Origin of the sequence: Synechococcus sp. N32 (genome assembly GCF_900473895.1) — a bacterium.
GTDB lineage: Bacteria > Cyanobacteriota > Cyanobacteriia > PCC-6307 > Cyanobiaceae > Parasynechococcus.
On sequence record NZ_UCND01000011.1, the window covers coordinates 131,252 to 154,467 of the forward strand.

The 23,216-nt window shown below is 65.1% G+C and carries 25 protein-coding genes; 15 read left to right on the top strand and 10 right to left on the bottom strand.

Features of this window, described 5'->3' with window-relative positions; all coding sequences use genetic code 11:
* The first annotated feature begins 33 nt into the window (after nucleotides 1–33).
* From DXY35_RS04290 to DXY35_RS04310, 5 genes are all read left to right on the top strand, one after another.
* Entirely contained in the window at nucleotides 34–1,836 is a 1,803-nt protein-coding gene (locus DXY35_RS04290) for a diflavin flavoprotein (protein WP_115081274.1), read from the top strand.
* A 93-nt stretch (nucleotides 1,837–1,929) separates the two neighbouring features.
* Entirely contained in the window at nucleotides 1,930–2,586 is a 657-nt protein-coding gene (locus tag DXY35_RS13260; RefSeq protein WP_115081598.1) for a rubredoxin, read from the top strand.
* A gap of 93 nt (nucleotides 2,587–2,679) precedes the next feature.
* A complete protein-coding gene (locus DXY35_RS04300) occupies nucleotides 2,680–3,195 on the top strand; it encodes an NADPH-dependent FMN reductase (RefSeq protein WP_115081275.1) in 516 nt (171 codons plus the stop codon).
* 8 nt (nucleotides 3,196–3,203) lie between these two features.
* Nucleotides 3,204–3,959 carry a pirin-like bicupin family protein gene (locus DXY35_RS04305; RefSeq protein ID WP_115081276.1) on the top strand — a complete coding sequence of 252 codons (756 nt, stop codon included), beginning with the start codon at nucleotides 3,204–3,206 and terminating at the stop codon, nucleotides 3,957–3,959.
* Nucleotides 3,960–4,048: 89 nt separating this feature from the next.
* A complete protein-coding gene (locus DXY35_RS04310) occupies nucleotides 4,049–4,255 on the top strand; it encodes a hypothetical protein (protein WP_011365459.1) in 207 nt (68 codons plus the stop codon).
* A gap of 2 nt (nucleotides 4,256–4,257) precedes the next feature.
* Here the strand turns inward: DXY35_RS04310 and DXY35_RS04315 are convergent, their stop codons facing one another.
* The 4 genes from DXY35_RS04315 to DXY35_RS04330 all read right to left on the bottom strand — a co-directional run bounded on the left by DXY35_RS04315 (nucleotide 4,258) and on the right by DXY35_RS04330 (nucleotide 9,275).
* Nucleotides 4,258–4,512 (bottom strand): hypothetical protein, encoded by a 255-nt coding sequence (locus tag DXY35_RS04315; RefSeq protein ID WP_011365460.1) that lies wholly within the window; start codon nucleotides 4,510–4,512, stop codon nucleotides 4,258–4,260.
* A 129-nt stretch (nucleotides 4,513–4,641) separates the two neighbouring features.
* Nucleotides 4,642–7,512, bottom strand: coding sequence for an aminomethyl-transferring glycine dehydrogenase (gene gcvP / locus DXY35_RS04320; protein WP_115081277.1), 2,871 nt, complete (start codon nucleotides 7,510–7,512; stop codon nucleotides 4,642–4,644).
* Nucleotides 7,513–7,582: 70 nt separating this feature from the next.
* Nucleotides 7,583–7,972, bottom strand: a complete 390-nt coding sequence (gcvH, locus tag DXY35_RS04325; protein ID WP_115081278.1) for a glycine cleavage system protein GcvH — start codon at nucleotides 7,970–7,972, stop codon at nucleotides 7,583–7,585.
* A gap of 10 nt (nucleotides 7,973–7,982) precedes the next feature.
* Entirely contained in the window at nucleotides 7,983–9,275 is a 1,293-nt protein-coding gene (locus DXY35_RS04330; RefSeq protein WP_115081279.1) for a methionine gamma-lyase family protein, read from the bottom strand.
* A gap of 201 nt (nucleotides 9,276–9,476) precedes the next feature.
* Between DXY35_RS04330 and DXY35_RS04335 the strand changes: the two genes are divergently transcribed.
* The 7 genes from DXY35_RS04335 to DXY35_RS04365 all read left to right on the top strand — a co-directional run bounded on the left by DXY35_RS04335 (nucleotide 9,477) and on the right by DXY35_RS04365 (nucleotide 16,125).
* Nucleotides 9,477–10,334 (top strand): acyl-CoA desaturase, encoded by an 858-nt coding sequence (locus tag DXY35_RS04335; protein ID WP_369792014.1) that lies wholly within the window; start codon nucleotides 9,477–9,479, stop codon nucleotides 10,332–10,334.
* A gap of 78 nt (nucleotides 10,335–10,412) precedes the next feature.
* Complete coding sequence (rplI, locus tag DXY35_RS04340; protein WP_115081280.1) at nucleotides 10,413–10,871, top strand: 50S ribosomal protein L9; 459 nt, start codon at nucleotides 10,413–10,415, stop codon at nucleotides 10,869–10,871.
* Nucleotides 10,872–10,942: 71 nt separating this feature from the next.
* The gene (gene dnaB, locus DXY35_RS04345; RefSeq protein ID WP_115081281.1) at nucleotides 10,943–12,346 is read left to right on the top strand and encodes a replicative DNA helicase; all 1,404 of its coding nucleotides are present in this window, start codon (nucleotides 10,943–10,945) and stop codon (nucleotides 12,344–12,346) included.
* 21 nt (nucleotides 12,347–12,367) lie between these two features.
* Nucleotides 12,368–14,299, top strand: a complete 1,932-nt coding sequence (gene mnmG / locus DXY35_RS04350) for a tRNA uridine-5-carboxymethylaminomethyl(34) synthesis enzyme MnmG (RefSeq protein WP_115081282.1) — start codon at nucleotides 12,368–12,370, stop codon at nucleotides 14,297–14,299.
* A 24-nt stretch (nucleotides 14,300–14,323) separates the two neighbouring features.
* Nucleotides 14,324–15,001 (top strand): pilus assembly protein PilZ, encoded by a 678-nt coding sequence (locus tag DXY35_RS04355; RefSeq protein WP_244272911.1) that lies wholly within the window; start codon nucleotides 14,324–14,326, stop codon nucleotides 14,999–15,001.
* Nucleotides 14,998–15,597: a chorismate lyase gene (locus DXY35_RS04360; protein ID WP_170950531.1), complete on the top strand. Its 600-nt coding sequence runs from the start codon at nucleotides 14,998–15,000 to the stop codon at nucleotides 15,595–15,597. The genes DXY35_RS04355 and DXY35_RS04360 overlap by 4 nt, the downstream gene beginning before the upstream one ends.
* A 90-nt stretch (nucleotides 15,598–15,687) precedes the next feature.
* The gene (locus DXY35_RS04365; protein ID WP_115081601.1) at nucleotides 15,688–16,125 is read left to right on the top strand and encodes a hypothetical protein; all 438 of its coding nucleotides are present in this window, start codon (nucleotides 15,688–15,690) and stop codon (nucleotides 16,123–16,125) included.
* Here DXY35_RS04365 and DXY35_RS04370 read toward each other — a convergent pair.
* Nucleotides 16,122–16,658, bottom strand: a complete 537-nt coding sequence (locus tag DXY35_RS04370; protein WP_115081284.1) for a hypothetical protein — start codon at nucleotides 16,656–16,658, stop codon at nucleotides 16,122–16,124. The genes DXY35_RS04365 and DXY35_RS04370 overlap by 4 nt on opposite strands.
* Nucleotides 16,659–16,763: 105 nt before the next feature.
* Nucleotides 16,764–17,306: a SprT family zinc-dependent metalloprotease gene (locus DXY35_RS04375; protein WP_170950509.1), complete on the bottom strand. Its 543-nt coding sequence runs from the start codon at nucleotides 17,304–17,306 to the stop codon at nucleotides 16,764–16,766.
* Between the two features lie 79 nt (nucleotides 17,307–17,385).
* Here DXY35_RS04375 and DXY35_RS04380 point away from each other — a divergent pair, with 79 nt between their 5' ends.
* The 3 genes from DXY35_RS04380 to DXY35_RS04390 are packed head-to-tail and all read left to right on the top strand — an operon-like array spanning nucleotide 17,386 to nucleotide 20,022.
* Nucleotides 17,386–17,805, top strand: a complete 420-nt coding sequence (locus DXY35_RS04380) for a hypothetical protein (protein ID WP_114987734.1) — start codon at nucleotides 17,386–17,388, stop codon at nucleotides 17,803–17,805.
* Nucleotides 17,798–19,840, top strand: a complete 2,043-nt coding sequence (gene ligA, locus DXY35_RS04385) for an NAD-dependent DNA ligase LigA (RefSeq protein ID WP_115081285.1) — start codon at nucleotides 17,798–17,800, stop codon at nucleotides 19,838–19,840. The genes DXY35_RS04380 and ligA overlap by 8 nt, the downstream gene beginning before the upstream one ends.
* Nucleotides 19,837–20,022, top strand: a complete 186-nt coding sequence (locus DXY35_RS04390; protein WP_115081286.1) for a hypothetical protein — start codon at nucleotides 19,837–19,839, stop codon at nucleotides 20,020–20,022. The genes ligA and DXY35_RS04390 overlap by 4 nt, the downstream gene beginning before the upstream one ends.
* On the opposite strand, the gene DXY35_RS04395 is transcribed toward DXY35_RS04390, so the two are convergent.
* The 4 genes from DXY35_RS04395 to DXY35_RS04410 are packed head-to-tail and all read right to left on the bottom strand — an operon-like array spanning nucleotide 19,998 to nucleotide 23,215.
* A complete protein-coding gene (locus tag DXY35_RS04395) occupies nucleotides 19,998–20,621 on the bottom strand; it encodes a TVP38/TMEM64 family protein (protein WP_115081287.1) in 624 nt (207 codons plus the stop codon). The genes DXY35_RS04390 and DXY35_RS04395 overlap by 25 nt on opposite strands.
* Nucleotides 20,622–20,655: 34 nt before the next feature.
* Complete coding sequence (locus tag DXY35_RS04400; RefSeq protein ID WP_115081288.1) at nucleotides 20,656–21,444, bottom strand: ABC transporter permease; 789 nt, start codon at nucleotides 21,442–21,444, stop codon at nucleotides 20,656–20,658.
* Nucleotides 21,444–22,241, bottom strand: coding sequence for an ABC-2 family transporter protein (locus DXY35_RS04405; RefSeq protein WP_115081289.1), 798 nt, complete (start codon nucleotides 22,239–22,241; stop codon nucleotides 21,444–21,446). The genes DXY35_RS04400 and DXY35_RS04405 overlap by 1 nt, the downstream gene beginning before the upstream one ends.
* A complete protein-coding gene (locus DXY35_RS04410) occupies nucleotides 22,241–23,215 on the bottom strand; it encodes an ATP-binding cassette domain-containing protein (protein ID WP_115081290.1) in 975 nt (324 codons plus the stop codon). The genes DXY35_RS04405 and DXY35_RS04410 overlap by 1 nt, the downstream gene beginning before the upstream one ends.
* Nucleotide 23,216: the final 1 nt, after the last annotated feature.

Consider the following 23,216-nt stretch of genomic DNA (forward strand, 5'->3'; position numbering starts at 1 on the left):
CAACAACGCGCCTACATTCAACTGGCTTCGAAGATGAGCGTGACCAGCACCGCAACCACGCGTCGCACGATCCAGCTGCCGATCGACGAGGGGGTCGTTGGACTTCGCGGTCTGAGCCCTCAACGTCACCGCTTCGAACTGGAATACGCCCTGGAGCGGGGCAGCACCGCCAACAGTGTGTTGTTTGAGGCCGCTGATGGCACCCCTGCCGTGCTGGTCCACCCCCCGGGGGTGGCCTACAGCGCGGCCTTTCTGCCGGTGCTTGCCGAAGCCCTGCCCAGCAGCGACGCACCGCTCCTGGTGGTGGTGGGCCACGTCAACCCCAACCGCGTTGCCCTGCTGCGGGATCTGGCGGAGGCCTATACCGGCCTGGAACTGATCGTCTCCAACCCCGGCGCCAAGCTGATCGAGGAGCTGTGGAGCCAACGCAAGCCAGCCCCCCCCGGTGAGACAAGCGAGCAACCGCCACTGCCCGGTCTGCCGCCCCTGCGGGTGATCCGCCAGGAGCAAACGCTTCCGCTCAGCCATCAGCGCAGCTTGATGCTGCTGCCGGCGCCAACCCCCCGCTGGCCGGGCGGATTGCTGGCCTTCGAGGAAAGCCTGGGCCTGCTGATGAGCGACAAGTTCTTCAGTGCCCACCTCTGCACGGACAGCTGGGCCGAAAGCAACCGCAGCAGCACCGAAGAAGAACGCCGTCACTTCTATGACTGCCTGATGGCCCCCATGGCCCGTCAGGTGGATGCCCTGGTGGAACGGCTCGAAGAACTCGACATCCGCACCATCGCGCCGTGCCATGGCCCGGCCATCGAAGCCAGTTGGCGCAGCCTGCTGAATGACTACCGCCGCTGGGGCGAAGGCCAGCAGAACGCCAGCCTGACGGTGGCTTTGCTGTTTGCCAGCGCCTACGGCAACACTGCAGCCATTGCCGATGCCCTGGCCCGCGGGGTCAGCCGCACCGGCATCCGGGTGAGCAGCTTGAACTGCGAATTCACCCCCGCAGATGAACTGGTGAGCACGATCCAGCAGGCCGATGCCGTGTTGATCGGCTCACCCACCCTGGGGGGCCATGCCCCCACACCCATCGTCTCGGCCCTGGGAACCGTGTTGGCGGAGGGGGATCGCAGCAAGCCCGTGGGGGTGTTCGGCAGCTTCGGCTGGAGCGGCGAGGCGGTGGACCTGCTGGAAACGAAGCTGCGGGATGGCGGCTTCAGCTTTGGCTTCGAGCCGATCCGGGTGAAGTTCAGTCCGGATGCCGCCCGGGTGAAGGAGCTGGAGGAAACCGGCACCCGTTTCGCCCGCCAGCTGCTGCAGAGCCAGAAACGGGCGCAACGGCGCAGTGCGGGGGGCTTGAGCGAAAGCCGCAGCGATCCAGCGGTGCTGGCCCTGGGCCGTGTGATCGGCTCCCTCTGCGTGCTCACCACCCGCAAAGCGGAGCTGAGCGGCGCCATGGTGGCCAGCTGGGTGAGCCAGGCCAGCTTCAGTCCCCCCGGCATCACCGTGGCCGTGGCCAAGGACCGTGCCGTGGAAGCGCTGCTGCACAAGGGCGATCGCTTCGCCTTGAACGTGCTGGCCGAAGGCCGCGAAACCGCCCTGATGAAGCAGTTCCTGCAACCGTTCGAACCCGGTGCCGATCGCTTTGCAGGCCTCGAGCTGGACACCAGCCCCGCCGAACAGCCCTTGCTGCCGGATGCTCTGGCCTGGCTGGACGGCAAGGTGAGCCAGCGGATGGAATGCGGCGACCACTGGCTGATCTATGCCGAAGTGGATCGCGGCGGGGTGCTGGATGCGGAGGGCAGCACCGCGGTGCACCAACGCCGCAGCGGCGCCAACTACTGAGCCGGCAGCCTGAGCCGGCAAATCGAACTTCCTGCTAACTCATACTCACTATGAGTTAGGGCTAGGCTGATGGAACGATCCGTGGTGCCATCGATGGACCTTTCCAAGCCTTCCACCCACGCCAATCTCGAGGCCGCTTTCGGTGGCGAGAGCATGGCCAACCGCAAATACCTGTTCTTTTCAGAGGTGGCCAAACAACTGGGTCACAAGGACCTGGCCAAGTTGTTTCGAGACACCGCAGCGCAGGAAACGGAACACGCCTTCGCCCACTTCCGCCTGCTGCACCCTGAGTTGGTGGTGAACAATCCCGAGCAGCTCAGCGACGAGGAGAAGCAGGCCATCCTGAGCCGCTGCCTAGAGCTGGCGATTGAAGGTGAAACCTACGAATACACAACGATGTATCCGGAGTTCGCCGCCCAGGCCCGGCAGGACCGGGACAGCGGAGCCGCAGCGGAATTCGCCGAGCAAAGCAGCGAATCCAAGGAGCATGCGGGCCTGTTCCGCACCGCCGCCAAGAACTTCGGCCTGCTGACCCCGATCGAGCAGCATCACGCCGAAACCTATGGCGTTGCCCTCGAGGCCCTGCAAGGCAAGGGCAGCGCAGGCCAGGCCGATCAACCGATCCCGGGCAAGTGGATCTGCAAGGTGTGCTCGATGGTCTACGACCCCGCCGAAGGGGATCCTGATTCCGGCATCGCCGCAGGAACGCCATTTGAGGCGATTCCCGACGATTGGCACTGCCCGATCTGAGGCGCCCGCATAGCCAGCTTTGTTCCTTACCGCGAAGCCGAATTGAAAACGGCCTGAGGCCCTTGCACGATTCGATCAAAAGCCTTCGTCTCCATGCCCTCTGATCTCATCGTTCTGACGGCGAGCAATGGCGAGAACCGCAAGCTGGCGAAACGCTTCGTGCAAGCCGCCGCAGCTCAGAACGCCAGCGCCGAACTGATCGATCTCACCCAGCTCGACCTACCCCTGTTCACGCCACGGGTCCAGGCAGCAGGGGCGGGCCCTGACCTGGCGAACCTGCACGACCAGCTGCACGCAACCCCACGCTGGGTGATCTGCGCCCCGGAATACAACGGCTCGATTCCGCCGTCGCTCACCAATGCCATTGCCTGGCTCTCGGTGACCGACGACGACTTCCGATCCCTGTTCAACGGGCGGCCGATCGCTATAGCCACCTTCTCCGGCGGTGGCGGCATGGAACTGCTGGTGTCGCTGCGCATCCAGCTCACCCACCTCGGGGCCCAGGTGGTGGGGCGTCAGCTGCTGAGCAACCACGCCAAACCAGCCCAGGACGACAGCATCAACAACCTGGTGCAGAGGCTTCTGCAGATGCAACCCCTCCAACCCTGAACACCTCGATGTCCCGGATGGCCCCGCCAACAGGTCAACACGCCACCACGTCAACCGTGATCCTGCGACCCGCAGACCAGCGCTTCCACAGCCAGCTGGACTGGCTCGATTCCTGGCACAGCTTCAGCTTCGGCAGCCATCAGGATCCGAACTGGATAGGCTTCGGCCCCCTGCGGGTGATCAACGACGACACCATTGCTGCAGGCCAGGGGTTCGGCATGCACCCCCACCGGGACATGGAAATCATCACGGTGATGGTGGAGGGGGCCCTGACCCATGCCGACTCGATGGGCAACAGCGCAGTGCTGCACGCCGGCGAGGTGCAACGGATGAGTGCCGGCAGCGGCATAGTTCACAGCGAAATCAACCAGACCGGCGCGCCCTGCAGGCTGCTGCAGATCTGGATTGAGCCAGCACAGCTGGGCATCCAGCCCGCCTACGAGCAGAAACCCTTCGCCATCGGCGAGGGCTGGACGCCCCTGATTGAGCCCGACGCCACCGGCGATGCGATGGCCATCGAACGTCCCGTGCGCCTCTGGCGTGCCCAACCGCAACGCCAACAGAAGTTGCCATTGCCCGCCGCCAAGGAGCGATGGCTCTGGCTTCAGGTGATTGATGGGGAGCTGACGCTCAACAGTGAAGGCTCTCCGAAGCAGTCGCTGCGGCGGGGCGATGGGCTGGGCCTGATCCAGGACGCAGCAACACAAAGCGAGCTGATCGGCCTCGGAGAGCGCGCCGACGTGCTGCTGTTTGCCCTGGCGTGAAGCAATCCGGAAAAAATCTGGTGCAAGTGCGCGACACCAGATCTTGTGCCCTGAAATGACGGGGTCACTTCCAAACAATCCCTAGAGCGATGGGATTCATGAACGGCCAGGAGGCCTCGGTTCGATACCGCGGCTTTCTTTTGATGCCTCAAACCAACCGGAGCTGGCTGGTGAGGCCGGAACGCAGCCCGATGCGATTGCTGCCCTTCCGCACACCAACCTGCTCATTGGCCGACGTCAAAGCACTGCTGGACTGGCGTCTGGCCCAGGAAGAATCAGAGATCGGCGTGGCCTGAACTCAGGCCGCTGCCGGCGGTGGAGTGGGATCGCCCACCGGTTGAAAAGGAATCACCAGGGTGGCCCAGTGATCGGGCCGCTCGGGGCGGCTGCGACGGGAACGGCGCGTGCCAAAGGGAACCCGAATCACATTGGTTCCTTCAATTGACAAGGTATGGCCGCGATTGAAGGCCGATTCCAGACCCTCAGGAAGTTGAGGAAGGGCAGGCCCTTCAACGCTGCTGAGCGCGGATTTCTTGTTGTTGTCCCGATCCATGGTGTCCCCCGACAGACGAATCAGTTGTCGAACAGTTTGACCGAACTCGCAAGGGCGATGAACGGAATCAAACCAATTTTTCCACTTTCAGTGAAAATTTACACGCTCTGAACCCCTTGCACCAGGGCGTCAAGCCGCCACAGCCACCGCTTCCACCGACGGACAGGTGCACACCAGGTTGCGATCACCAAAGGCGTTATCAATCCGTGCCACCGCAGGCCAAACCTTGCTCTCCTGCTGCCCCTCCATCGGGAAGGCGGCCTGCAGACGGCTGTAGGGACGATCCCAGTCATCCGCTGTGACGGCCGCCAGGGTGTGCGGAGCACGCTTGAGCGGGTTGTTCTGAGGGTCGCTGCTGCCGGCTTCAATGGCGCGAATCTCCTCGCGGATCGCCACCAGGGCATCGGCGAAACGATCCAACTCCGCCAGGCTTTCGCTTTCGGTGGGCTCCACCATCACCGTGCCGGCCACCGGCCAGCTGACGGTGGGCGCATGGAAGCCGTAGTCCATCAAACGCTTGGCGATGTCATCCACATCGATCCCCGCATCCCGCTTGAGCGGCCGGAGGTCGAGGATGCATTCATGGGCCACCCGGCCGGTGCTGCCGCGAAACAGCACGGGGTACGAGGCATCAAGCCGATGGGCCAGGTAATTGGCCGACAACAGCGCCACGGCACTGGCCTGCCGCAGGGCCTCCGCCCCCATCATCCGCAGGTACATCCAGCTGATCGGCAGGATGCTGGCGCTACCGAGCGCAGCTGCGGACACCGGACCGATGGCCGATGCAGCGCCAGCCTGCAAAGGGTGCCCCGGCAGGAAGGGTGCCAGATGCGCCGCCACACCAATGGGCCCCACGCCTGGGCCACCGCCCCCATGGGGGATGCAGAAGGTCTTGTGCAGGTTGAGGTGGCAGACATCGGCACCGAAGGCACCAGGACGGCACAGCCCCACCTGGGCATTGAGGTTGGCCCCATCGAGGTACACCTGCCCGCCGTTCCGATGCACCACCGAGCAGATCTCACGGATGCCGGTTTCAAACACGCCGTGGGTGGAGGGGTAGGTGACCATCAGCGCCGCCAGCCGGTCGGCGTGCTCGGCCGCCTTCGCCGCCAGATCCTGCTGATCGATGTTGCCCTCGTCATCACAGGCGACGGCCACCACCTTGAGACCAGCCATCACAGCACTGGCGGGGTTGGTGCCGTGGGCGCTGGTGGGGATCAGACAGATGTCGCGATGGGCTTCACCGCGGGAGCGGTGCCAGGCGCGAATCACCAGCAGCCCGGCGTATTCCCCCTGGGAACCGGCATTGGGCTGCAACGACACGGCGGCAAAACCGGTCAGGGCAGCCAGCCATTGCTCCAGATCGTCGGCCAGACGGCGATAGCCCTGGGCCTGATCGGCTGGGGCAAAGGGATGGAAGGCCGCAAACGCAGGCCAGCTCACCGGCTGCAGCTCAGCGGCGGCGTTGAGCTTCATGGTGCAACTGCCCAACGGAATCATCCCGTGCACCAGCGAGAGATCACGGCTCACCAACCGCTGGATGTAGCGCAACAGCTCTGATTCGCTGCGGTACTGATGAAAAACCGGCTGGCTCAGCCAGGGCTGGCTGCGCTGCGGCAGCGAAAGCAACGGGGGCTGCTCAGCCTCGAGCTGCGGGGTGGCCTGACCGCAGGCCTCCGCCAGCAGGGCGAGCAGAGCTTGCAGCTCCTGTTGATCCGAGAGCTCATCGAGGCTGATGCCGAATCCGGTGGCGTCTGCGGGTGCTGCACCATCGGGAAGCACCCGCAGATTGAACCCAGCAACGGCGGCAGCGCGGTGCACAGCCGGTGCTGACGCACAGTGAACGGTGACGGTGTCGAAACGGTCGACCAGCTCCAGCGGATAACCAAGGGCCCGCAGGCCCTGCTCCAGCTGGCTGCGCAGGCCAGCAATGCGTTGGGCGATGGCCTGCAGACCATCAGGGCCATGGTGCACCGCATAAAAAGAGGCCATCACAGCGAGCAGCACCTGAGCCGTGCAGATGTTGCTGGTGGCCTTGTCGCGACGGATGTGCTGCTCACGGGTTTGCAGCGCCAAGCGCAGGGCCGAACGGCCTTCCGCATCCTTGGACTGCCCCACCAGACGGCCCGGGATCTGGCGCTTGTAGGCCTCAACCGTGGCGAAGAAAGCCGCATGAGGACCACCAAATCCCATCGGCACCCCCAGGCGTTGGGCGCTGCCCACAGCAATGTCGGCTCCGAGGGATCCCACGGGCGCCATCAGGGTTTGCGCCAGGGGATCGATGGCCACGGTGACCAAGGCACCGGCGGCGTGGGCCGCTTCGATCACGGCGGATGGATCCCAGAGGCATCCATCGGCACCGGGCAACTGCAGCAGAACACCAAACACCGACGCATCGATCGGCGCCGTGGCCGGGTCGATCCGCTCGAGGCTGATACCAAGGGGTTCGGCGCGGGTCTGCAGCACCGCCCAGGTCTGGGGCAGAACATTGGCGTCCACCAGGAACCGTGTCGCTTCAGGGCGACGGCACACCCCGAAGCTGAGGCTCATCGCCTCGGCGGCGGCGGTGGCTTCATCAAGCAGCGACGCGTTGGCGATCGGCAAGCCCGTGAGCTCACTGATCAGGGTTTGAAAGTTGAGCAGGGCCTCCAGACGACCCTGGGCGATTTCCGCCTGGTAGGGGGTGTAGGCGGTGTACCAGGCCGGATTCTCAAAAACGTGGCGCTGGATCAGGGCCGGGGTTGCCGTGCCGTAGTAACCCAGCCCGATCAGGGAGCGACGCAGCGTGTTGGTTTCACTCAACTGCTTCAGCTGCTGGAGGGCCTCCGCCTCACCGCAACCCTCGGGCAAGGCCTCAACCGGCGGCTTGGGATCAAGGATGTCGGCGGGCACGACATCAGCGATGAACTCCTGCAGATCGCTGTAGCCCAGGGCATTGAGCATGCGGAGTTGTTCCGCCTCACTCGGGCCGATGTGCCGCTGCGCAAAAGGAGAAGTCAACGTCGAATGCACAGCCCGCCGGTCGATCGTAAGAGCGAAGCCCCGGCGCTGATGAGAGCCAGCGTTGATGTCAGCCGGCGTTGACCTTGGCGCCGTAGGCCTCGGCGGTCATCAGGCTGTCGAGCTCGGAGGGGTCCGACGGACGCAGCACCAGCAGCCAGCCCTCACCGTGGGGGTCGTTCTGCAGTTCCTCCGGACTGGCCAGCACCGCTTCATTGCGTTGCACCACCTCACCGGCAATCGGTGCATACATATCTTCCACGGCCTTCACCGACTCCACCGAGCCAAAGCTGGTGCCCTTCGCCAGGCTGGCGCCCACATCCGGCAGATCCACAAACACGATGTCGCCCAGCTGATCAACGGCGAAGGCACTGATGCCCACCCGCACCAGCTCACCATCGGCATTGGCGTACTCGTGGCTGTCGGCGAAGCGAAAAGAGTCGGGGAACGCGAACGCCATCGAGGCAGTTTCAGGTGGTCCCAGTCTGCGGGAGATTGATCAGTCCTGCCGCATTGAGGTCACACAACGCACGGGAGAGGGCCAGGCGGATGTGGGCGCGATGGGTGCCGCCCTGCACATAAAGGTTGAACGGTTCCCGCAGCGGCGCATCGGCCGAAAATTCACTGGTGGAGCCGTCGATGAAGGTTCCACCAGCCATCACCAGATCCGAGGCATAGCCAGGCATCGAGGCCGGCACTGGATCGAGGTAGGCCCCGATCGGCGACATCGCCTGGAAGGCACGGCACACCACCTTGAGGGCATCAGGACTGCCCAGCCGCACCGCCTGAATCAAATCGCTGCGCACGGCCCCGGGCGCTGGATTCACGGGGAAGCCCAGCCGCTCAAACACCCCCGCTACCAGATCGGCACCAATCAAGGCCTCAGACACCATCTGCGGTGCCAGGAACAGACCCTGCAGCACCAGCCGCTGCAGGTCAAATCCCGTGCCCCCCTCACTGCCGATGCCCGGCGCCGTGAGCCGGCAGCAGGCCTGCTCCACCAGATCGGCCCGTCCAGCGATGTAGCCGCCGGTGGGGGCGATGGTGCCGCCGAGGTTCTTGATCAAGGATCCAGCGATCAGATCCGCCCCAACCGCCGTCGGTTCCTGCTCCTGCACCAACTCGCCGTAACAGTTGTCGACAAAGACAACGCAGTCGGGCTGGCGGGCGTGGATGCGCTCACACAGCCCGGCGATCTGCTCAACCGTGACCGACGGACGCCAGCTGTAGCCGCAGCTGCGCTGGATCAGCACCATTCGGCAGGGCTGCTCCAGGGCCTGGTTTAAGGCCGCCTGATCCACCGCCCCATCCGGCTGCAGATCGATTTCGTCGTAGGTAACCCCGAATTCCGCCAGAGAACCCTGGCCCTTGCCGCGCAGACCGATCACCTCCTCAAGGGTGTCGTAAGGACGACCCGTAATCGAAAGCAGACGATCCCCGGGCCGCAGCACGCCGAACAGTGCAGCGGCGATGGCGTGGGTGCCGCTGACGAATTGCAGGCGCACCGCGGCGGCTTCGGCCCCAAGCACCCGGGCAAAAACCCGATCCACCACCTCGCGCCCCTGATCCCCGTGGCCGTAACCGGTGAGCGACGCAAAGTGCTGGGTGCCAACGCGCTCCGCCGCCAGGGCATCCAACACGCGCTGCAGGCGTTGCTCCACCGCCGCCGTCCTCGCTGCAGCCAGGTCGGCCTGCTCCCGCGCCACCGTGTTGATCAGGTCCTCTGCAAACGCACTGATCACCACTTGCCTGACGGATGTCATGCCTTCCTAAACCCTGGCCAACGCCAGAATTCACAACGCGGGGAGCCGCTGCGATGCGGCAACTCCTTTAGATTTCTGTCACTAACGGCACCATCCGCTCCCTGGTTTTCCTGTCTGAGCGGCTTTGTCAATCCAAGGAGAATCCGCTTGGTTTCCTCGCAAACAGCTGACACCCGCGAGCTTCGGCAGCGGGCCGCGGTGATGGCACCGCGTGACCGACTGCCCGCGCGTCAGCGCAAATTCAAGATGGGAACCACCAGCTTCATGCTGGTGATGCACGTGCTCGCCACCGTGGCGCTGCTGCCGCGCTTCTGGAGCTGGCAGGGCGTTGTGGCCTTTGGCGTTCTCTACTGGATGACGGTGCTGGGCGTCACCCTGGGCCTGCACCGTCTGGTGGCGCACCGCAGCCTGGTGGTGCCGGTGTGGGTTGAGCGCATCCTGGTGCTGATGGGCACCCTGGCCTGCCAGAGCGGCCCGATCGAATGGGTGGGTCTGCACCGCCATCACCACCGTTTTTCGGATCAGCCCACGGATCACCACGACGCTGGCCGTGGCCTGTGGTGGGCCCACAGCGAATGGATGCTGCACGACATCCCGGCCCTGAAGGAACTCGACCGCTACGCCGGCGACCTGCAGTGCGACCCCTTCTACCGCTGGCTCGACCGCTGGTTCCTGCTGCTGCAGATCCCCCTGGGCCTTGGGCTCTACTGGTTCGGTGAAGCCGCCCAGGTTCACGGCGGTGGCCTTGGCCTGGTTCTGTGGGCCATTCCTCTGCGCCTCGTGGTCGTGTACCACGTGACTTGGCTGGTGAACTCCGCCACCCACGCCTTCGGGTACCGCAATTTCGATTGCCCTGACCTCTCCCGCAACTGCTGGTGGGTGGCACTGCTCTCCTTCGGTGAGGGTTGGCACAACAACCACCACGCCCATCCGGCGAGTGCACGCCACGGTTTGCGCTGGTTCGAGTTCGATCTCACCTGGCAGCACGTGCGCCTGCTCAAGCGCCTCGGACTGGCCAGCCGGATCCGCACAGCCCGCTACGTCCCCGGAGCCTCCTGAGGCTCAAAGCAACCTTCAAAAACCGGCCACGTCGTAACGTGGTCGATCGCACCCGTCTCCATCCTTCATACCGGTCCCATGCCTAAGCGTGTACAAGTCGTTCTGAATGAGGACGTCCTCAGCCTCGGCAAGGACGGAGACCTGGTGGAAGTGGCTCCGGGTTATGCCCGCAACTTCCTGCTGCCCTTCGGCAAAGCTGTGCCCCTTACCCCTGCGGTGATGAAGCAGGTGGAGCACCGCCGGGCCAAGGAAGCTGAGCGTCAGGCCGCTCTGAAGCAAGAAGCCATCGACTTCAAGACCGCCCTCTCCACCATTGGTCGCTTCACCGTGAAGAAGCAGACCGGTGAAGACAACGTGCTGTTCGGCACCGTCACCAACGGTGACGTGGCAGAAGCCATCGAAACCGCCACCAAGAAGGAGATCGACCGCCGCGACATCGTGGTGCCTGAGATCCACCGCACCGGCAAGTACACCGTGACGGTGAAGCTGCACAGCGAAGTCACCGCTGAGATCAACCTGGAAGTGGTCGGCTACTGATCGCTGTCAATTGACACTCAAACGGCTCATTCGAGCCAGAGTGTGATCCCTTCGCTTCACGCCCTGCCGCCATGGTGAGCGTCCCCCTGCCAGAGAACAACGATGGGGGACGCCGTGGTTTTGGCAAAGGCCGCGACGATGAGCCCAATTTCGAGGCTCTGCCCGATTCGCTTCCGCCCCAGAACCTGGAGGCGGAGGAAGCGGTGCTGGGCGGCATCCTGCTGGATCCCGATGCAATCGGGCGTGTGGCCGATGTGCTGCAGCCGGAAGCGTTTTATCTGAACGCCCACCGGGAGATCTTCCGCACCGCCCTGATGCTGCACGGCCAGGGCAAGCCGACGGATCTCACCGCCATGAGCGCCTGGCTGGCCGACACCGGTGCCCTGGAGAAGGTGGGCGGCAACAACCGACTCGTGGAGCTGGTGGAGCGGGTGCCGTCCACCGCCTCGATCGAGCAGGTGGCCCGGCTGGTGATGGACAAGTTCCTGCGCCGCCAGCTGATCCGCTCCGGCAACGAAGTGATCCAGCTGGGCTTTGATCAGAGCCTGCCGATGGAGCAGGTGCTGGACCAGGCAGAACAAAAGATCTTTGCCATCAGCCAGGAGAAACCCTCCAAGGGGCTCACCCCCACCGCCGAAATCCTCACCCAGACCTTTGAGGAAATCGAAAGCCGCTCGCTGGGCACCTCAGTGGCCGGCATCCCGGTGAATTTCTACGACCTGGATGCGATGACCCAGGGCCTGCAGCGCAGCGACCTGATCATCGTGGCGGGCCGGCCGGCCATGGGCAAAACCTCGATCGTGCTGAACCTGGCCAAGAACGTGGCCCAGCTGCACGACCTACCGGTGTGCCTGTTCTCCCTGGAGATGAGCAAGGAGCAGCTCACCTACCGCCTGCTCTCGATGGAGGTGGGCATCGAGGCGGGCCGGCTGCGCACCGGCCGCCTGCAGCAGGAGGAATGGCCTCTGCTGGGCCAGGGCATCAACAGCCTGGGGCAACTGCCGATCTTCATCGATGACAAACCCAACTCCGGCGTGCTGGAGATGCGCTCGCTCTGCCGGCGGCTGATGGCCGAACAGGGCAAGGAGCTGGGGCTAGTGATGATCGACTACCTGCAGCTGATGGAAGGCTCAGGGTCCGACAACCGGGTGCAGGAGCTGTCGCGCATCACCCGGGGCCTGAAGCAGATGGCTCGGGAACTGAATGTGCCGGTGATTGCCCTCTCCCAGCTGAGCCGGGGTGTGGAGGCACGCACCAACAAGCGACCGATGCTGAGCGACCTGCGGGAATCGGGCTCGATTGAGCAGGACGCCGACCTGGTGCTGATGATCTACCGCGACGAGTACTACAACCCGGAAACACCGGACCGCGGCATCACCGAAGTAATCGTGACCAAGCACCGCAACGGTCCGGTGGGCACGGTGAAGCTGCTGTTCGAGCCGCAGTTCACCCGCTTCCGCAACCTGGCGGCCTGAGCCAACTCAGATAATGGAGGCATGAGCTTCAGCGCCTCCCCCACCGAATCCTTCGACGTGATCGTGGTCGGCGGCGGCCATGCAGGCTGTGAAGCGGCGATCACCGCTGCCCGGCTGGGCCTGAACACCGCTCTGTTCAGCCTCAATCTCGATCGCATCGCTTGGCAGCCCTGCAACCCGGCCGTTGGCGGCCCCGCCAAAAGCCAGCTCGTCCATGAAGTAGATGCCCTGGGTGGGGTGATCGGGCGCCTGGCCGATGCCACCGCGATCCAGAAGCGCATCCTCAACGCCAGCCGCGGCCCAGCGGTATGGGCCTTGCGCGCCCAAACCGACAAACGCCTCTATTCCCGCCAGATGCTGCAACTGCTGCAGCACACCCCCAACCTCGCCCTGCGCGAAGCGATGGTGACCGGCCTGGAAACCAGCGGTGAAGGGGACCAGCAACGCATCAGTGGCATCCGCACCTATTTCGGCAGCGTCTACGGCGCTAAAGCGGTGATCCTCACCGCCGGCACCTTCCTCGGCGGCCGCATCTGGGTGGGGCATCAATCGATGGCCGCCGGCCGCGCAGGGGAGCAAGCCGCTGAAGGGCTCACCGAAGCACTGCAGCAACTGGGCTTCCAGACCGACCGGCTCAAAACCGGCACCCCCGCCCGGGTGGACCGGCGAAGCATCGCCCTCGATCAACTGGAGGAGCAGCCCAGTGATGCGGCCGATCGCTTCTTCTCCTTTGACCCGGCCGCCTGGGTGAGCGGTGAGCAGATGAGCTGCCACATCACCCGCACCACCGCCGAAACCCATCAGCTGATCCGCGACAACCTGCACCTCACCGCCATCTACGGCGGCGTGATCGACAGCAAAGGTCCGCGCTATTGCCCCTCAATCGAAGACAAGATCGTTCGCTTTGCGGACAAGGACAGCCACCAGATCTTCCTCGAGCCGGAGGGGCGCGACACCCCGGAGATCTATGTGCAGGGCTTCTCCACCGGCCTGCCCGAACCGATCCAGCTGCAACTGCTGCGCAGCCTGCCGGGCCTGGAGCACGCCGTGATGCTGCGGCCGGCCTACTCGGTGGATTACGACTACCTGCCCGCCACCCAGCTCAAGCCTTCCCTGGAAACCAAGCAGGTGCGCGGCCTGTTCAGCGCCGGCCAGCTCAATGGCACCACGGGCTATGAGGAAGCCGCCGCCCAGGGCCTGGTGGCTGGCATCAACGCCGCCCGACTGATCGGCGGCCAGGAGCCGGTGCACTTCCCCCGGGAGGGCAGCTACATCGGCACGATGATCGACGATCTGGTGAGCAAGGACCTGCGCGAGCCCTACCGGGTGCTCACCAGCCGCAGCGAATACCGGTTGATCCTGCGGGGCGACAACGCCGACCGCCGCCTCACACCATTAGGCCGTGAGCTTGGCCTGATCGACGACCGGCGCTGGCAGCTGTTCGAAGACAAACTCCAGGCGATGGAGGGCGAAAAGCAGCGGCTAGAAACCGTGCGGCTCAAGGTGAGCGATCCGGTGGCCCCGGCGGTGGAACAGGAAACCGGTGCAGCGATCAAAGGCTCGATCACCCTGGCCGACCTGCTGCGCCGGCCCGGCATGCACGCCGCCGATCTGGTGCGCCATGGCCTGGCTGATGCCGATCTGCCCCTGCCCGTGCGCGAGGGGGCGGAGATCGACATCAAATACAGCGGCTACCTGCAGCGGCAGCAGCAGCAGATCGATCAGGTGAAACGCCAGAGCCAGCGCAAGCTGCCGGCCGACCTCAACTACGCCGGCATCGGCACTCTTTCCAATGAAGCCCGCGAAAAGCTCACGGCGATTCAACCCAGCACCCTGGGGCAGGCCAGCCGCATCCCCGGCGTCAGCAAAGCCGACATCACCGCCCTGCTGATGTGGCTGGAACTGCAGCAAAGGGAACGCCAACCCCTCGCCCCCACCGCAGAAGCTCGATAGCGTTGGACTCCTGAAACCTCTGCAGTGCCAGCCCGGGTTCCCACCTCACGTGCCTATTGGAACCTGCGGGCTGAGCAGGTGATGGACAACGTGTTCGACCGCGAGACGGTCACCGCCCCAAGCCAGCCGCACCTGGTGCCGGTGGATGTGGATGTGCACGAACCAACAACCAAACCAAGCGAACCCAGCGAACGCCGCTCCCCCTCCACCTGGCTGCTGCCACTGATCAGTGGCATCGCCGTTGCCGGAGTGATCTGCAGCGCCTGGCTGGTGAGCAGCCTGCAACGCTCCCGCCTGGAGCTGGAACGGAAGCAAAACGCCGCCCTGATCGAGCAGCTGCGCGAGCAAGTGGCGGCCCGAGAAAGCCGGGCAGAAGAGACAGCAACGCCCGAGGAGGCCTCCCTTGCCATCCAAAGCCTCGAACCGCTGACCGTGCCGATCCAACAACCCTTGACGGTTGAGCCGCTAGGCAGCGTTCAGGCATTGGCACCGATGGGACCGATCCCGCAACTCACCGGTGTGGTGCAGGGCCCCGGTGGTTCCAGTTCCGCCATTTTTCAACTGGGGCAGGGATCGGTGTCCGCCGGCATCGGTGAAGCGATCGGCAGCAGCGGCTGGGTGCTCAGCGAGGTCACCGACAGCGGTGCCGTGATCAGCCGCAACGGCCAACGCCAAACCCTCTCGGTGGGAGGACTGTTCTGAACCCCACCCCCCGTCTTCATCCATCACCGCACCAGCTCTGGCAAGCCCCCACCGATGCGGTGCTCTCAGCGGAGGGGCCGCGTCAACTGCCCGGCCCCTGGCGGCTGATGCTGCTGGGCGATGGCAGCCCCACCCGCCACCTGCGCCTGCTCACCGGTTCGCCCGTTGCCGTGGATCTGATCGCCATGGAGGCCGACCAGACCGACCACCCCGGGGCACCGGAGGAGGTGAAGGAATTGATGGCACCGCTGCTGCGCCGCCAGGTGTGGCTCACCTGCGGCGGCACCCCGCTGGCCTGGGCCGAAAGCTGGTGGAACCAGGCCGAAGCGGATTGGCACCTGCGGGACCGCAACCAGCCGATCTGGAAAAGCCTCACCGAAGGGCGTTCCGAGCTGTTCCGTGAGGTGGATGGCTTGGCACTGGTGGAGGGGGACTGGCTCGACCAGACCTTTGGCCATCGCGGCCCCTACTGGAGCCGCCATTACCGCTTCTTCCGCCAGGGCAAGGCCCTCACCGTGATTCGCGAAGTGTTCAGCCCGCAACTCGAAACCTGGCTCGGACCCACGCTGCGCCAGGAATTTCAACAAAATTCATGAACAAACCTGCGGGTTTGTTGGGATTTGCTCTTGACAACTTGCCATTAGTTGTGCTCACAGGAAGATGTGGCCAATTCGGTGCACCGTGTCATGGCTGCCACCACCTCCTGGCTCAGCCTCACCGACCTCGGTCGGATCTACGGCATTTCGGCGATTCACTGCGGCAAGACCCTCGAACATCAAGGCTGGCGTGACAGGCGGGGCCGCCCCACCCAAAGCGCCCTCGACGCCAATGCCGCCATGCAGACCGGCCCCCATGGCCAGGGACGCACGGTGCTCTGGAACCGCACGGTCTGCAGCGAGCTGCTGGAACAGAAGGGCTATGAGCCGATGAGCCGCAGCCTGCAAGTGGAGCAGTGGACCCAACTGCTGGAAGCGCTGCAGGTGGGATCCCCATCTATCACCGCCACAGCGGACCAGATGGCCGAAGAGATGCCCGGAGAGCTGCTCGAGGATGTGAACCACCAGCTCGCTGCACGGGGCTGCCGCTACCGGGTCAGCCCACGCTCATTGCACGCGAGGCATTAGTCGATCCGGCGGCGGCTGGAGCGGGGCAAGGTCCGGCGGGAGCCCGCTGGATTGGATGCGGCTTCGGGCTCTGGACGGGCTGCCGGCTGGGCAGAGCGCGACCAGCGCTGCACCCGGAAGCTGTCGTCCTCCGGCCAGTCGCCCTGATCTGCCGCGCTGAACTCCTGAGCCACAGGTGGCGTTGATGGGGGCGCTGGAGCCTGCGCTGCTGCTCCGCGGCGACTCCGGCGGGAGATCGCCTCAAGGGGGCGACGGGAAGAACGCATCGAACGTGCGGGCTCTGGCCGGCCACGGCCAGCCTCTTGCCAGGGCTCCTGCCAGTCGTCGTCCTCTTCCAGCAGCCACTCGACCTTTTCGCCGACCCAGCGGCCCACCGAATCGAGATCCAAACCGGAGCGCCGCCCTCCAGGCCGTTGTCCTGGTCGCCGACCGGACACCCCATCCACGAGCTGACGGCCGGTTTCCAAGAACTGGTCGAGACGGCGATCCCGCTGATCACGGAACCGGTCCAACCGATCGAAACGCTCCTCCATCCCCTGACGTTACCGACGGCGGCGGCGCAACCACTGTTCCCGCCGCAATCCCAGCAACACAATCACCACACCGCCGCACTCCAGGGTGAGCCAGAACACCTCCATCTAACCCTCCGCCTCCACGTAGCTGAGCACGCAGCTGGCATCCCAGCGGCCATGGAAATGCTCGACACAACAGGCCCGACAAGCGGCATTGCGCGTGCGCCTTCGGCAGGGGGTGCGGCGGCCGCAACGGGGACAGACCGCCAGCCAGCGGGGCGGTCGGGGCGGCACCGGATAGCTGTGGCGGATGCTCACCTGAAACCGGCTCTGGGCCGCATTGATGGCGGCCATCCGGGCCCGGAACAGCGGTCCGTGGCTTTCGCGGCGACGCTGCACCAGATCAACCCAGGCGTGGATCATTTCGTGGCAGAGCGTGCTTTCCGTGGCGATCTGCGGCAAGGGCTCAAGCACCGGCCGCGACAGCACGATCTCGCTGCCGCGGCCCTCACCCACACCGGGGCCACGGCGGTAGAACCCCGCCGTGCGGCTCATCCGGCCATCGCTCCAGCGCACCGCCGTCAGCGGCTGGCCCCCATCCACCAAAGCACCGCCGAAATGCTCCCGGTTAAGACGGTGAAACATCGGCAGCAGGGGCTGCAAAGGCACAGAACGGGGGGGGAGGAGATCCGAATCAGCGCCATCCTGCCGTGGTCAGTCAGACTCGGCCCTGCTTTGACAGCTGGTGATGGAACTGGGACTGGTGCGGGAGATCGGCAGCAAAGCTCTGCTGGCCGGGGGTCTCACCCTGCTGGGGTACTGGATCTACAACGCCGTGAAGCTGGTGCTAGACGCCCGCGGCATCAATCCCCTGATCAAGCAGTTCTTCACCCAGGTGGCTGCCGGCCGCATCGATGCCGCCTACCTGCTCACCACCAAGGCCTACCGCCAGCACGTGAGCCGTCAGCAGTTCATCCGCTTCCTAGCGGGCCTGAAGCTGAACAAGTTCCGCAATCTCAAGTCCGGCCGCCCCCGCGTGCAGGAAGGCAACTTGATCCTCACCGTGAAGCTGAAGTCCGAAGGCGACGAAGAGCTCCCCCTCGACTTCACCTTCACCAAGGTGGACGACAACTGGCGCATTGCCCGCATCAACCAGGTCAATGGCTGATCCGCACGAGCGGGCTGCGGAACTGCGGCAGCTGCTCAACCGTGCCGGCCACGCCTATTACGTTCTCGATGCTCCGGTGATGGAGGACGCGGTCTACGACCGCCTCTATCGCGAGCTGCTCGAGCTGGAACAGAAGCATCCAGACCTGCAACGGTCCGACAGCCCAACCCAGAGAGTGGGTGGAGCTCCGGCGGAGGGGTTCACCAGCGTTGAGCACCGCGTGGGCATGCTCAGCCTCGACAACGCTTTCAACCGCGACGACCTGCAGGCCTGGCACGAGCGGCTGCTCAAGGTGCTGGACCGTCCCAGCGACACCCGCCTGCCCCTGGTGGGAGAACTCAAAATTGACGGCAACGCCCTGGCCCTGAGCTACCGCAATGGGGTGCTGGAGCGGGCCGCCACCCGGGGCGATGGCAGCCGCGGTGAAGAGATCACCGCCAACGTGCGCACGATCAGCTCGATTCCGCTGCGGCTGCAGATCGAGAACCCACCGGAATGGGTGGAAGTGCGAGGAGAAGCCTTCATCCCTGATGCCACCTTCGCGGCGATCAATGCCGAACGGGAGCAACGGGGTGAAGCGCTATTCGCCAATCCGCGCAACGCCTGCGCCGGAACCCTGCGCCAACTGGATCCGAAGGTGGTGGCCGCCCGTCGGCTCGACTTCTTCGCCTACACCCTGCACCTGCCGGGTGACGCCCAACCCCCAGGCCAATGGGCAGCTCTGGAGTGGCTGAACTCGGCCGGTTTCCGCGTGAACCCGAACCGGGAACGCTGCGAAGACCTGGCCGCCATCCAGCGCTTCTGCGACCACTGGGAGCAGGGACGTCATGACCTCCCCTATGCCACCGACGGCGTGGTGGTGAAGCTGGACGACCTGCAGCTGCAGGACGAAGCCGGCTTCACCCAGAAGGCCCCGCGCTGGGCTATCGCCCTCAAATACCCGGCCGAAGAAGCCCCCACCCGATTACTCCGCGTTGGTGCTCAGGTAGGCCGCACCGGTGCCATCACCCCCGTGGCTGAATTCGAAGCAGTCGCCCTGGCCGGCACGAGCGTCAGCCGCGCCACCCTCCACAACGCCGATCGGATCGCAGAACTGGATCTGCACCTGGGCGACACCATCGTGGTGCGCAAAGCCGGGGAGATCATTCCCGAAGTGGTGCGGGTGCTGCCTGAGCTCAGGCCCAGCGACGCCACACCGGTGCAACTGCCGCAGCACTGCCCCGAATGTGGCTCCAACATGGTGCGGGAGGGAGATGAAGCCGCCACCCGCTGCGTGAACAGCAGCTGCCCAGCGATCCTGCGGGGTGGCCTGCGGCACTGGGTGAGCAAGGGTGCCCTGGATGTGGATGGGCTCGGCAGCAAGTTGATCGAACAGCTGGTGGACCGCGGCCTGGTGGGCTCGCTGGCGGATCTCTACCGCTTGGATGCGGCCCTGCTTGCCAGCCTGGATCGGATGGGCGATAAGTCGGCCACCAATCTGGTGGAGGCTCTGGAGGCCTCCAAACAACAGCCCTGGCACCGCCAGCTTTATGGCCTGGGCATCCGCCACATCGGCGAGGTCAACGCCAAAGCGCTCTCGGCCGCTTTCTTCAGCATCGACAGCCTCGCGGCAGCAGCGCTGGAGGCCCCGGAGCAGATCGCCGAACTGCATGGCATCGGCCCGGAAATCAGCGCCAGCCTTGGCCAGTGGCTGCGCAACCCCGCCAACCAACAGCTGCTGCAGGACTTGCACAGCGTTGGGCTCTCCCTGGAGGCGAATGCCTTCGAGCAGGAGTCCGCCAGCCAAGCCGGAGCTGACGCCGACGGCGTGCTGCAGGGCAAGACCCTGGTGCTCACGGGCACACTCCCCAACCTCAGCCGCAGCGAGGCCAAAGCGCTGATCGAAGCGGCCGGCGGCAAGGTGAGCGGCAGCGTCAGCAAGAAGACTGACTACCTGGTGGCCGGCGAAGCCGCCGGCAGCAAACTGACCAAAGCCGAGAGCCTCGGGGTGACGGTGCTCAGCGAAGCCGACCTCACCGCCCTGCTGCAGCCATGAGCCCAGCCACCCCTGCCCTGCACCGCTGGATCAAGACCGACTGCGGACGGGCCAAGTTGGCTGAGCTGCAGCAGCACACCGGCCCGATTGCCCGCGTGCGCCTGGCGTGGTTCATCCTGATCGCTGCCCTGCGGGACTGGCGTCTGCCCAATCCCGATCAGAACGACGTCTCGACATCCTGAAGCGCCCGCCGGGCCGCCCGGCTCACCAGCCAGACCACGGCCAGCGTGGCGAGCAGCCCCACCACCCGCAGCGCCCAGGTGCCGGCATCGGCCTCACCCCCCAGCACCTCACCGAACCGGGCCACATCGCCGGCCAAGGCACCCAAACCGCAGAACAGCACCGTGCCGGGGAGGATGCCGATCAAGCCGATGCTGTAGTCCCGCAAGCTCACCTCACTGAGGCCGTAGGCCAGGTTGAGCAGCGAGAAAGGAAAGGCGGGCGAGAGGCGCGTCAACAACACCAACTTCAGGCCCTCCTTGCTCACGGCCCGCTCCACCGCCTGCAGTTTGGGGAGCTGCTCCAACCGGCGCCGGGCCCAGTCGCGCAGCACCGAACGGCCCAGCAGAAACACCACCACCGCCCCGAGGCAGGCCCCAACAAACACCAGGCCACTGCCAAGCCAGGTGCCATAGAGCACCCCGGCCAGCATCGACGCCCAAACCCCCGGCAGCAGCAGCGTCACCCAGAGGGCATAGAGCGGCATGAACAACAGAGCCCCAGCGGGGGAGCGCAGCAGCTCCAACACATCCGGCAGCCAGTGTTGAACCAAGGAGATCAAGCGGAATCACCCACGCATGGTCTGGAGCATTGCACTAACTCGATGCTGAGGTGTAAAAGCGCAGGGCAAAGAGCCAGAAGGCCCGCGCCGCCGCAAAGAACAGCACCGCCAGAACCAAGCCCGCCAGCAGCATCGGTGCGGCGGCCTCACCCAGCAGCACCTGGGCCGGAACCGTGGTGAGAAAGGCCACCGGCAGCACCAGGGTGAACAACAGGCGCAGGGCAGGCGGATAGGCGTTGAGGGGATAACGGCCGGAGGCCAGTAGGGCCCGCAACACCTCAGTGGCATTCCAGGTTTTGACGAACCAGATGCTGGTGGCGGCGATCAGAAACCAGAGCGAATAGAGAATCAAGCCACCAGCCAGCAGCATCACCAGCACGGTGAAGAGAGAAGACAGGCTGAACACCACATCAGCCTGATGGCTGCCCCAGGCCAGGAGCCCAAGCCCCAGGCCGATCTCCGGCAGGCCCGCCGGCGAAAGCGTGCGCAGCGACAACCAGAACTGGCTGTCGATCGGTTTGAGCAGCACGAAATCCAGGGTGCCCTCACGCACATGGGTGACGATCGCGCCGAGGTTGGGGCGCAACCAGGTGGTGGCCATGCCATCGAACACCGTGTAAAGCCCCTGCACCATCAGGGCCTGGGCCCAGCTCCAGCCCCCCAACGTTTGATCAGGGCCATAGAACAGCGAGAGCAGGAACAGGCTGCCGCTAAGGCTCATCGCTACCGCCAACAGCTCGATCAGCACGTTGGCCTGATACTCCAGCTGCACGGCCACGGCCGTACCCCAGAAGCGACGCAGGGTTCGCCAGTAGCGCCCCATCAGGCCCCCATGGCGCTGTAGCGCCGCACGCCGGCACGCCAGAGCAGCAGCACCAGCGGCAACAGCAGAGCGATCCAGGCCAGTTGCGCCCCGAAGCCCGCCAACAGATCCACCGGTTGGCCCGCCAGCACCCGGGCCGGAAAGTCGATTAGATAAGGGAAGGGCGTCCACTGGGCCAGGGCCCGCACCGCCGGCGGAAAGGCCGTGAGCGGTGCCAGCAGACCGGACAGGAAGAGGAAGGGAATGAACTGGAGCCGCTCCAGGGCACTGGCCTTCTCACTCCAGAAGCAGAGGGCCGCAATCAGGCTCTGAAACAGAAAGGCGATGGCGAAGGCCATCCACGTGGCCAGCCAGGCCAACAGGAAGCCCCCCAACGACGGCAACCAGAAGGCCTGGGGCCGCACTACAAAAAACACGACGGCGATCAGGGCTGCAAAGGGCAGACGGGTGAGCTGCTCACCGAGGTGGGCCGCCACATAGCGCCAGAGCGGATGCAGCGGCTGCAGCAGATAGGGCGAGAGCCGGCCCAGCAGAGCGTCTTCCTCGAAGGCATAGACCACCCACACCACCGAGAACTGGCGCACCAGAAAAGCGCTGAGGAAATAGCGATCCAGGGCCACACCATCCAGCCCCAGCCCCGTGCGCGCGTCGCTGCCGCTCCAGACGCTGAGCATGATGAACGGCAACACCCCAGACAGAGCCCAGAGGGCGATTTCGGCGCGGTACTCGAGCATGTGGGCGTACTGGGAACCCAGCAGCACACGGATGATCCGGCGGTTCAGCCCGAAGATCCGCATCAGACCCGCCCCTGCCGGAACAACCCACCGATCAACTCCTCGATCGGTGGATCGGTCACATCGAGATCACGCACAGGGAAGCGATCCAGCAGCTGCGCCACCACGGCGGTGAGCTGGTCGCGGGGCACCAGCAGCCGCACGTCACAGCCCTTCAACTGCTCCAGACGCCCCAACCCCGCCAAGGCATCGGCTGAAACGGGCGACTCCAACTCGAGCCTCACCTCCCGCTCCGGTGCTAACTGATCAGCCAGCGCTTCCAGTGGGCCGTCGTGGAACAAGCGACCCTGGTGGATCAACAGCACCCGGGGGCAGAGGGCCGTGATGTCAGCCATGTAGTGGCTGGTGAGCAGCACCGTTGCCCCCGTGCGGCGGTTGTACTCAGCCAGGAACTGCCGCACCCGGGCCTGGGCATTCACATCCAGCCCCAGGGTCGGTTCATCGAGAAACAACACCTCCGGCTCATGCAGCAGCGCCGCCAACAGTTCGGCCTTCATCCGCTGGCCCAGGGAAAGCTTGCGCACCGGCCGGGTGAGTTCATCCCCCAGCTCCAGCAGATCGGCCAGCTCATTGATCCGTCGCCGGGCCACAGCATCAGGGATGCCGTAGACCGCCGCATTCACCCGCAGTGAATCCATCGGCGGCAGGTCCCAGAGCAGTTGCTGCTTCTGCCCCATCACCAGGGTGATCCGGCGCAGAAACTCCGCCTGACGGCGCTGGGGCCGGTGCCCCGCCACCTGCACCTCGCCGGCGCTGGGGTGGATCAAGCCGCAGAGCATCTTCAAGGTGGTGGTTTTGCCGGCGCCGTTGGCACCGAGAAAGCCCACCATCTCCCCAGGTTCAATCCCGAAGGAAACGTCCTGCACCGCGGTGACGTCCCGGGTGCGGCGGCGGATGAAATGACGCAGGGTGCCAGCCAAGCCGGGCTGCTTCTCAGCAACCCGGTAAATCTTGCTCAGCCCCTCAACCTGAATCACC

Bases quoted from the DNA above. Each gene is read 5' to 3' on its own strand.
- DXY35_RS04290 (WP_115081274.1), top strand. From the start codon at position 34: ATGAGCGTGACCAGCACCGCAACCACGCGTCGCACGATCCAGCTGCCG.
- DXY35_RS13260 (WP_115081598.1), top strand. From the start codon at position 1,930: ATGGACCTTTCCAAGCCTTCCACCCACGCCAATCTCGAGGCCGCTTTC.
- DXY35_RS04300 (WP_115081275.1), top strand. From the start codon at position 2,680: ATGCCCTCTGATCTCATCGTTCTGACGGCGAGCAATGGCGAGAACCGC.
- DXY35_RS04305 (WP_115081276.1), top strand. From the start codon at position 3,204: ATGTCCCGGATGGCCCCGCCAACAGGTCAACACGCCACCACGTCAACC.
- DXY35_RS04310 (WP_011365459.1), top strand. From the start codon at position 4,049: ATGGGATTCATGAACGGCCAGGAGGCCTCGGTTCGATACCGCGGCTTT.
- DXY35_RS04315 (WP_011365460.1), bottom strand. From the start codon at position 4,512: ATGGATCGGGACAACAACAAGAAATCCGCGCTCAGCAGCGTTGAAGGG.
- gcvH (WP_115081278.1), bottom strand. From the start codon at position 7,972: ATGGCGTTCGCGTTCCCCGACTCTTTTCGCTTCGCCGACAGCCACGAG.
- DXY35_RS04330 (WP_115081279.1), bottom strand. From the start codon at position 9,275: ATGACATCCGTCAGGCAAGTGGTGATCAGTGCGTTTGCAGAGGACCTG.
- DXY35_RS04335 (WP_369792014.1), top strand. From the start codon at position 9,477: ATGGCACCGCGTGACCGACTGCCCGCGCGTCAGCGCAAATTCAAGATG.
- rplI (WP_115081280.1), top strand. From the start codon at position 10,413: ATGCCTAAGCGTGTACAAGTCGTTCTGAATGAGGACGTCCTCAGCCTC.
- dnaB (WP_115081281.1), top strand. From the start codon at position 10,943: ATGGTGAGCGTCCCCCTGCCAGAGAACAACGATGGGGGACGCCGTGGT.
- mnmG (WP_115081282.1), top strand. From the start codon at position 12,368: ATGAGCTTCAGCGCCTCCCCCACCGAATCCTTCGACGTGATCGTGGTC.
- DXY35_RS04365 (WP_115081601.1), top strand. From the start codon at position 15,688: ATGGCTGCCACCACCTCCTGGCTCAGCCTCACCGACCTCGGTCGGATC.
- DXY35_RS04370 (WP_115081284.1), bottom strand. From the start codon at position 16,658: ATGGAGGAGCGTTTCGATCGGTTGGACCGGTTCCGTGATCAGCGGGAT.
- DXY35_RS04380 (WP_114987734.1), top strand. From the start codon at position 17,386: ATGGAACTGGGACTGGTGCGGGAGATCGGCAGCAAAGCTCTGCTGGCC.
- ligA (WP_115081285.1), top strand. From the start codon at position 17,798: ATGGCTGATCCGCACGAGCGGGCTGCGGAACTGCGGCAGCTGCTCAAC.
- DXY35_RS04390 (WP_115081286.1), top strand. From the start codon at position 19,837: ATGAGCCCAGCCACCCCTGCCCTGCACCGCTGGATCAAGACCGACTGC.
- DXY35_RS04400 (WP_115081288.1), bottom strand. From the start codon at position 21,444: ATGGGGCGCTACTGGCGAACCCTGCGTCGCTTCTGGGGTACGGCCGTG.
- DXY35_RS04405 (WP_115081289.1), bottom strand. From the start codon at position 22,241: ATGCGGATCTTCGGGCTGAACCGCCGGATCATCCGTGTGCTGCTGGGT.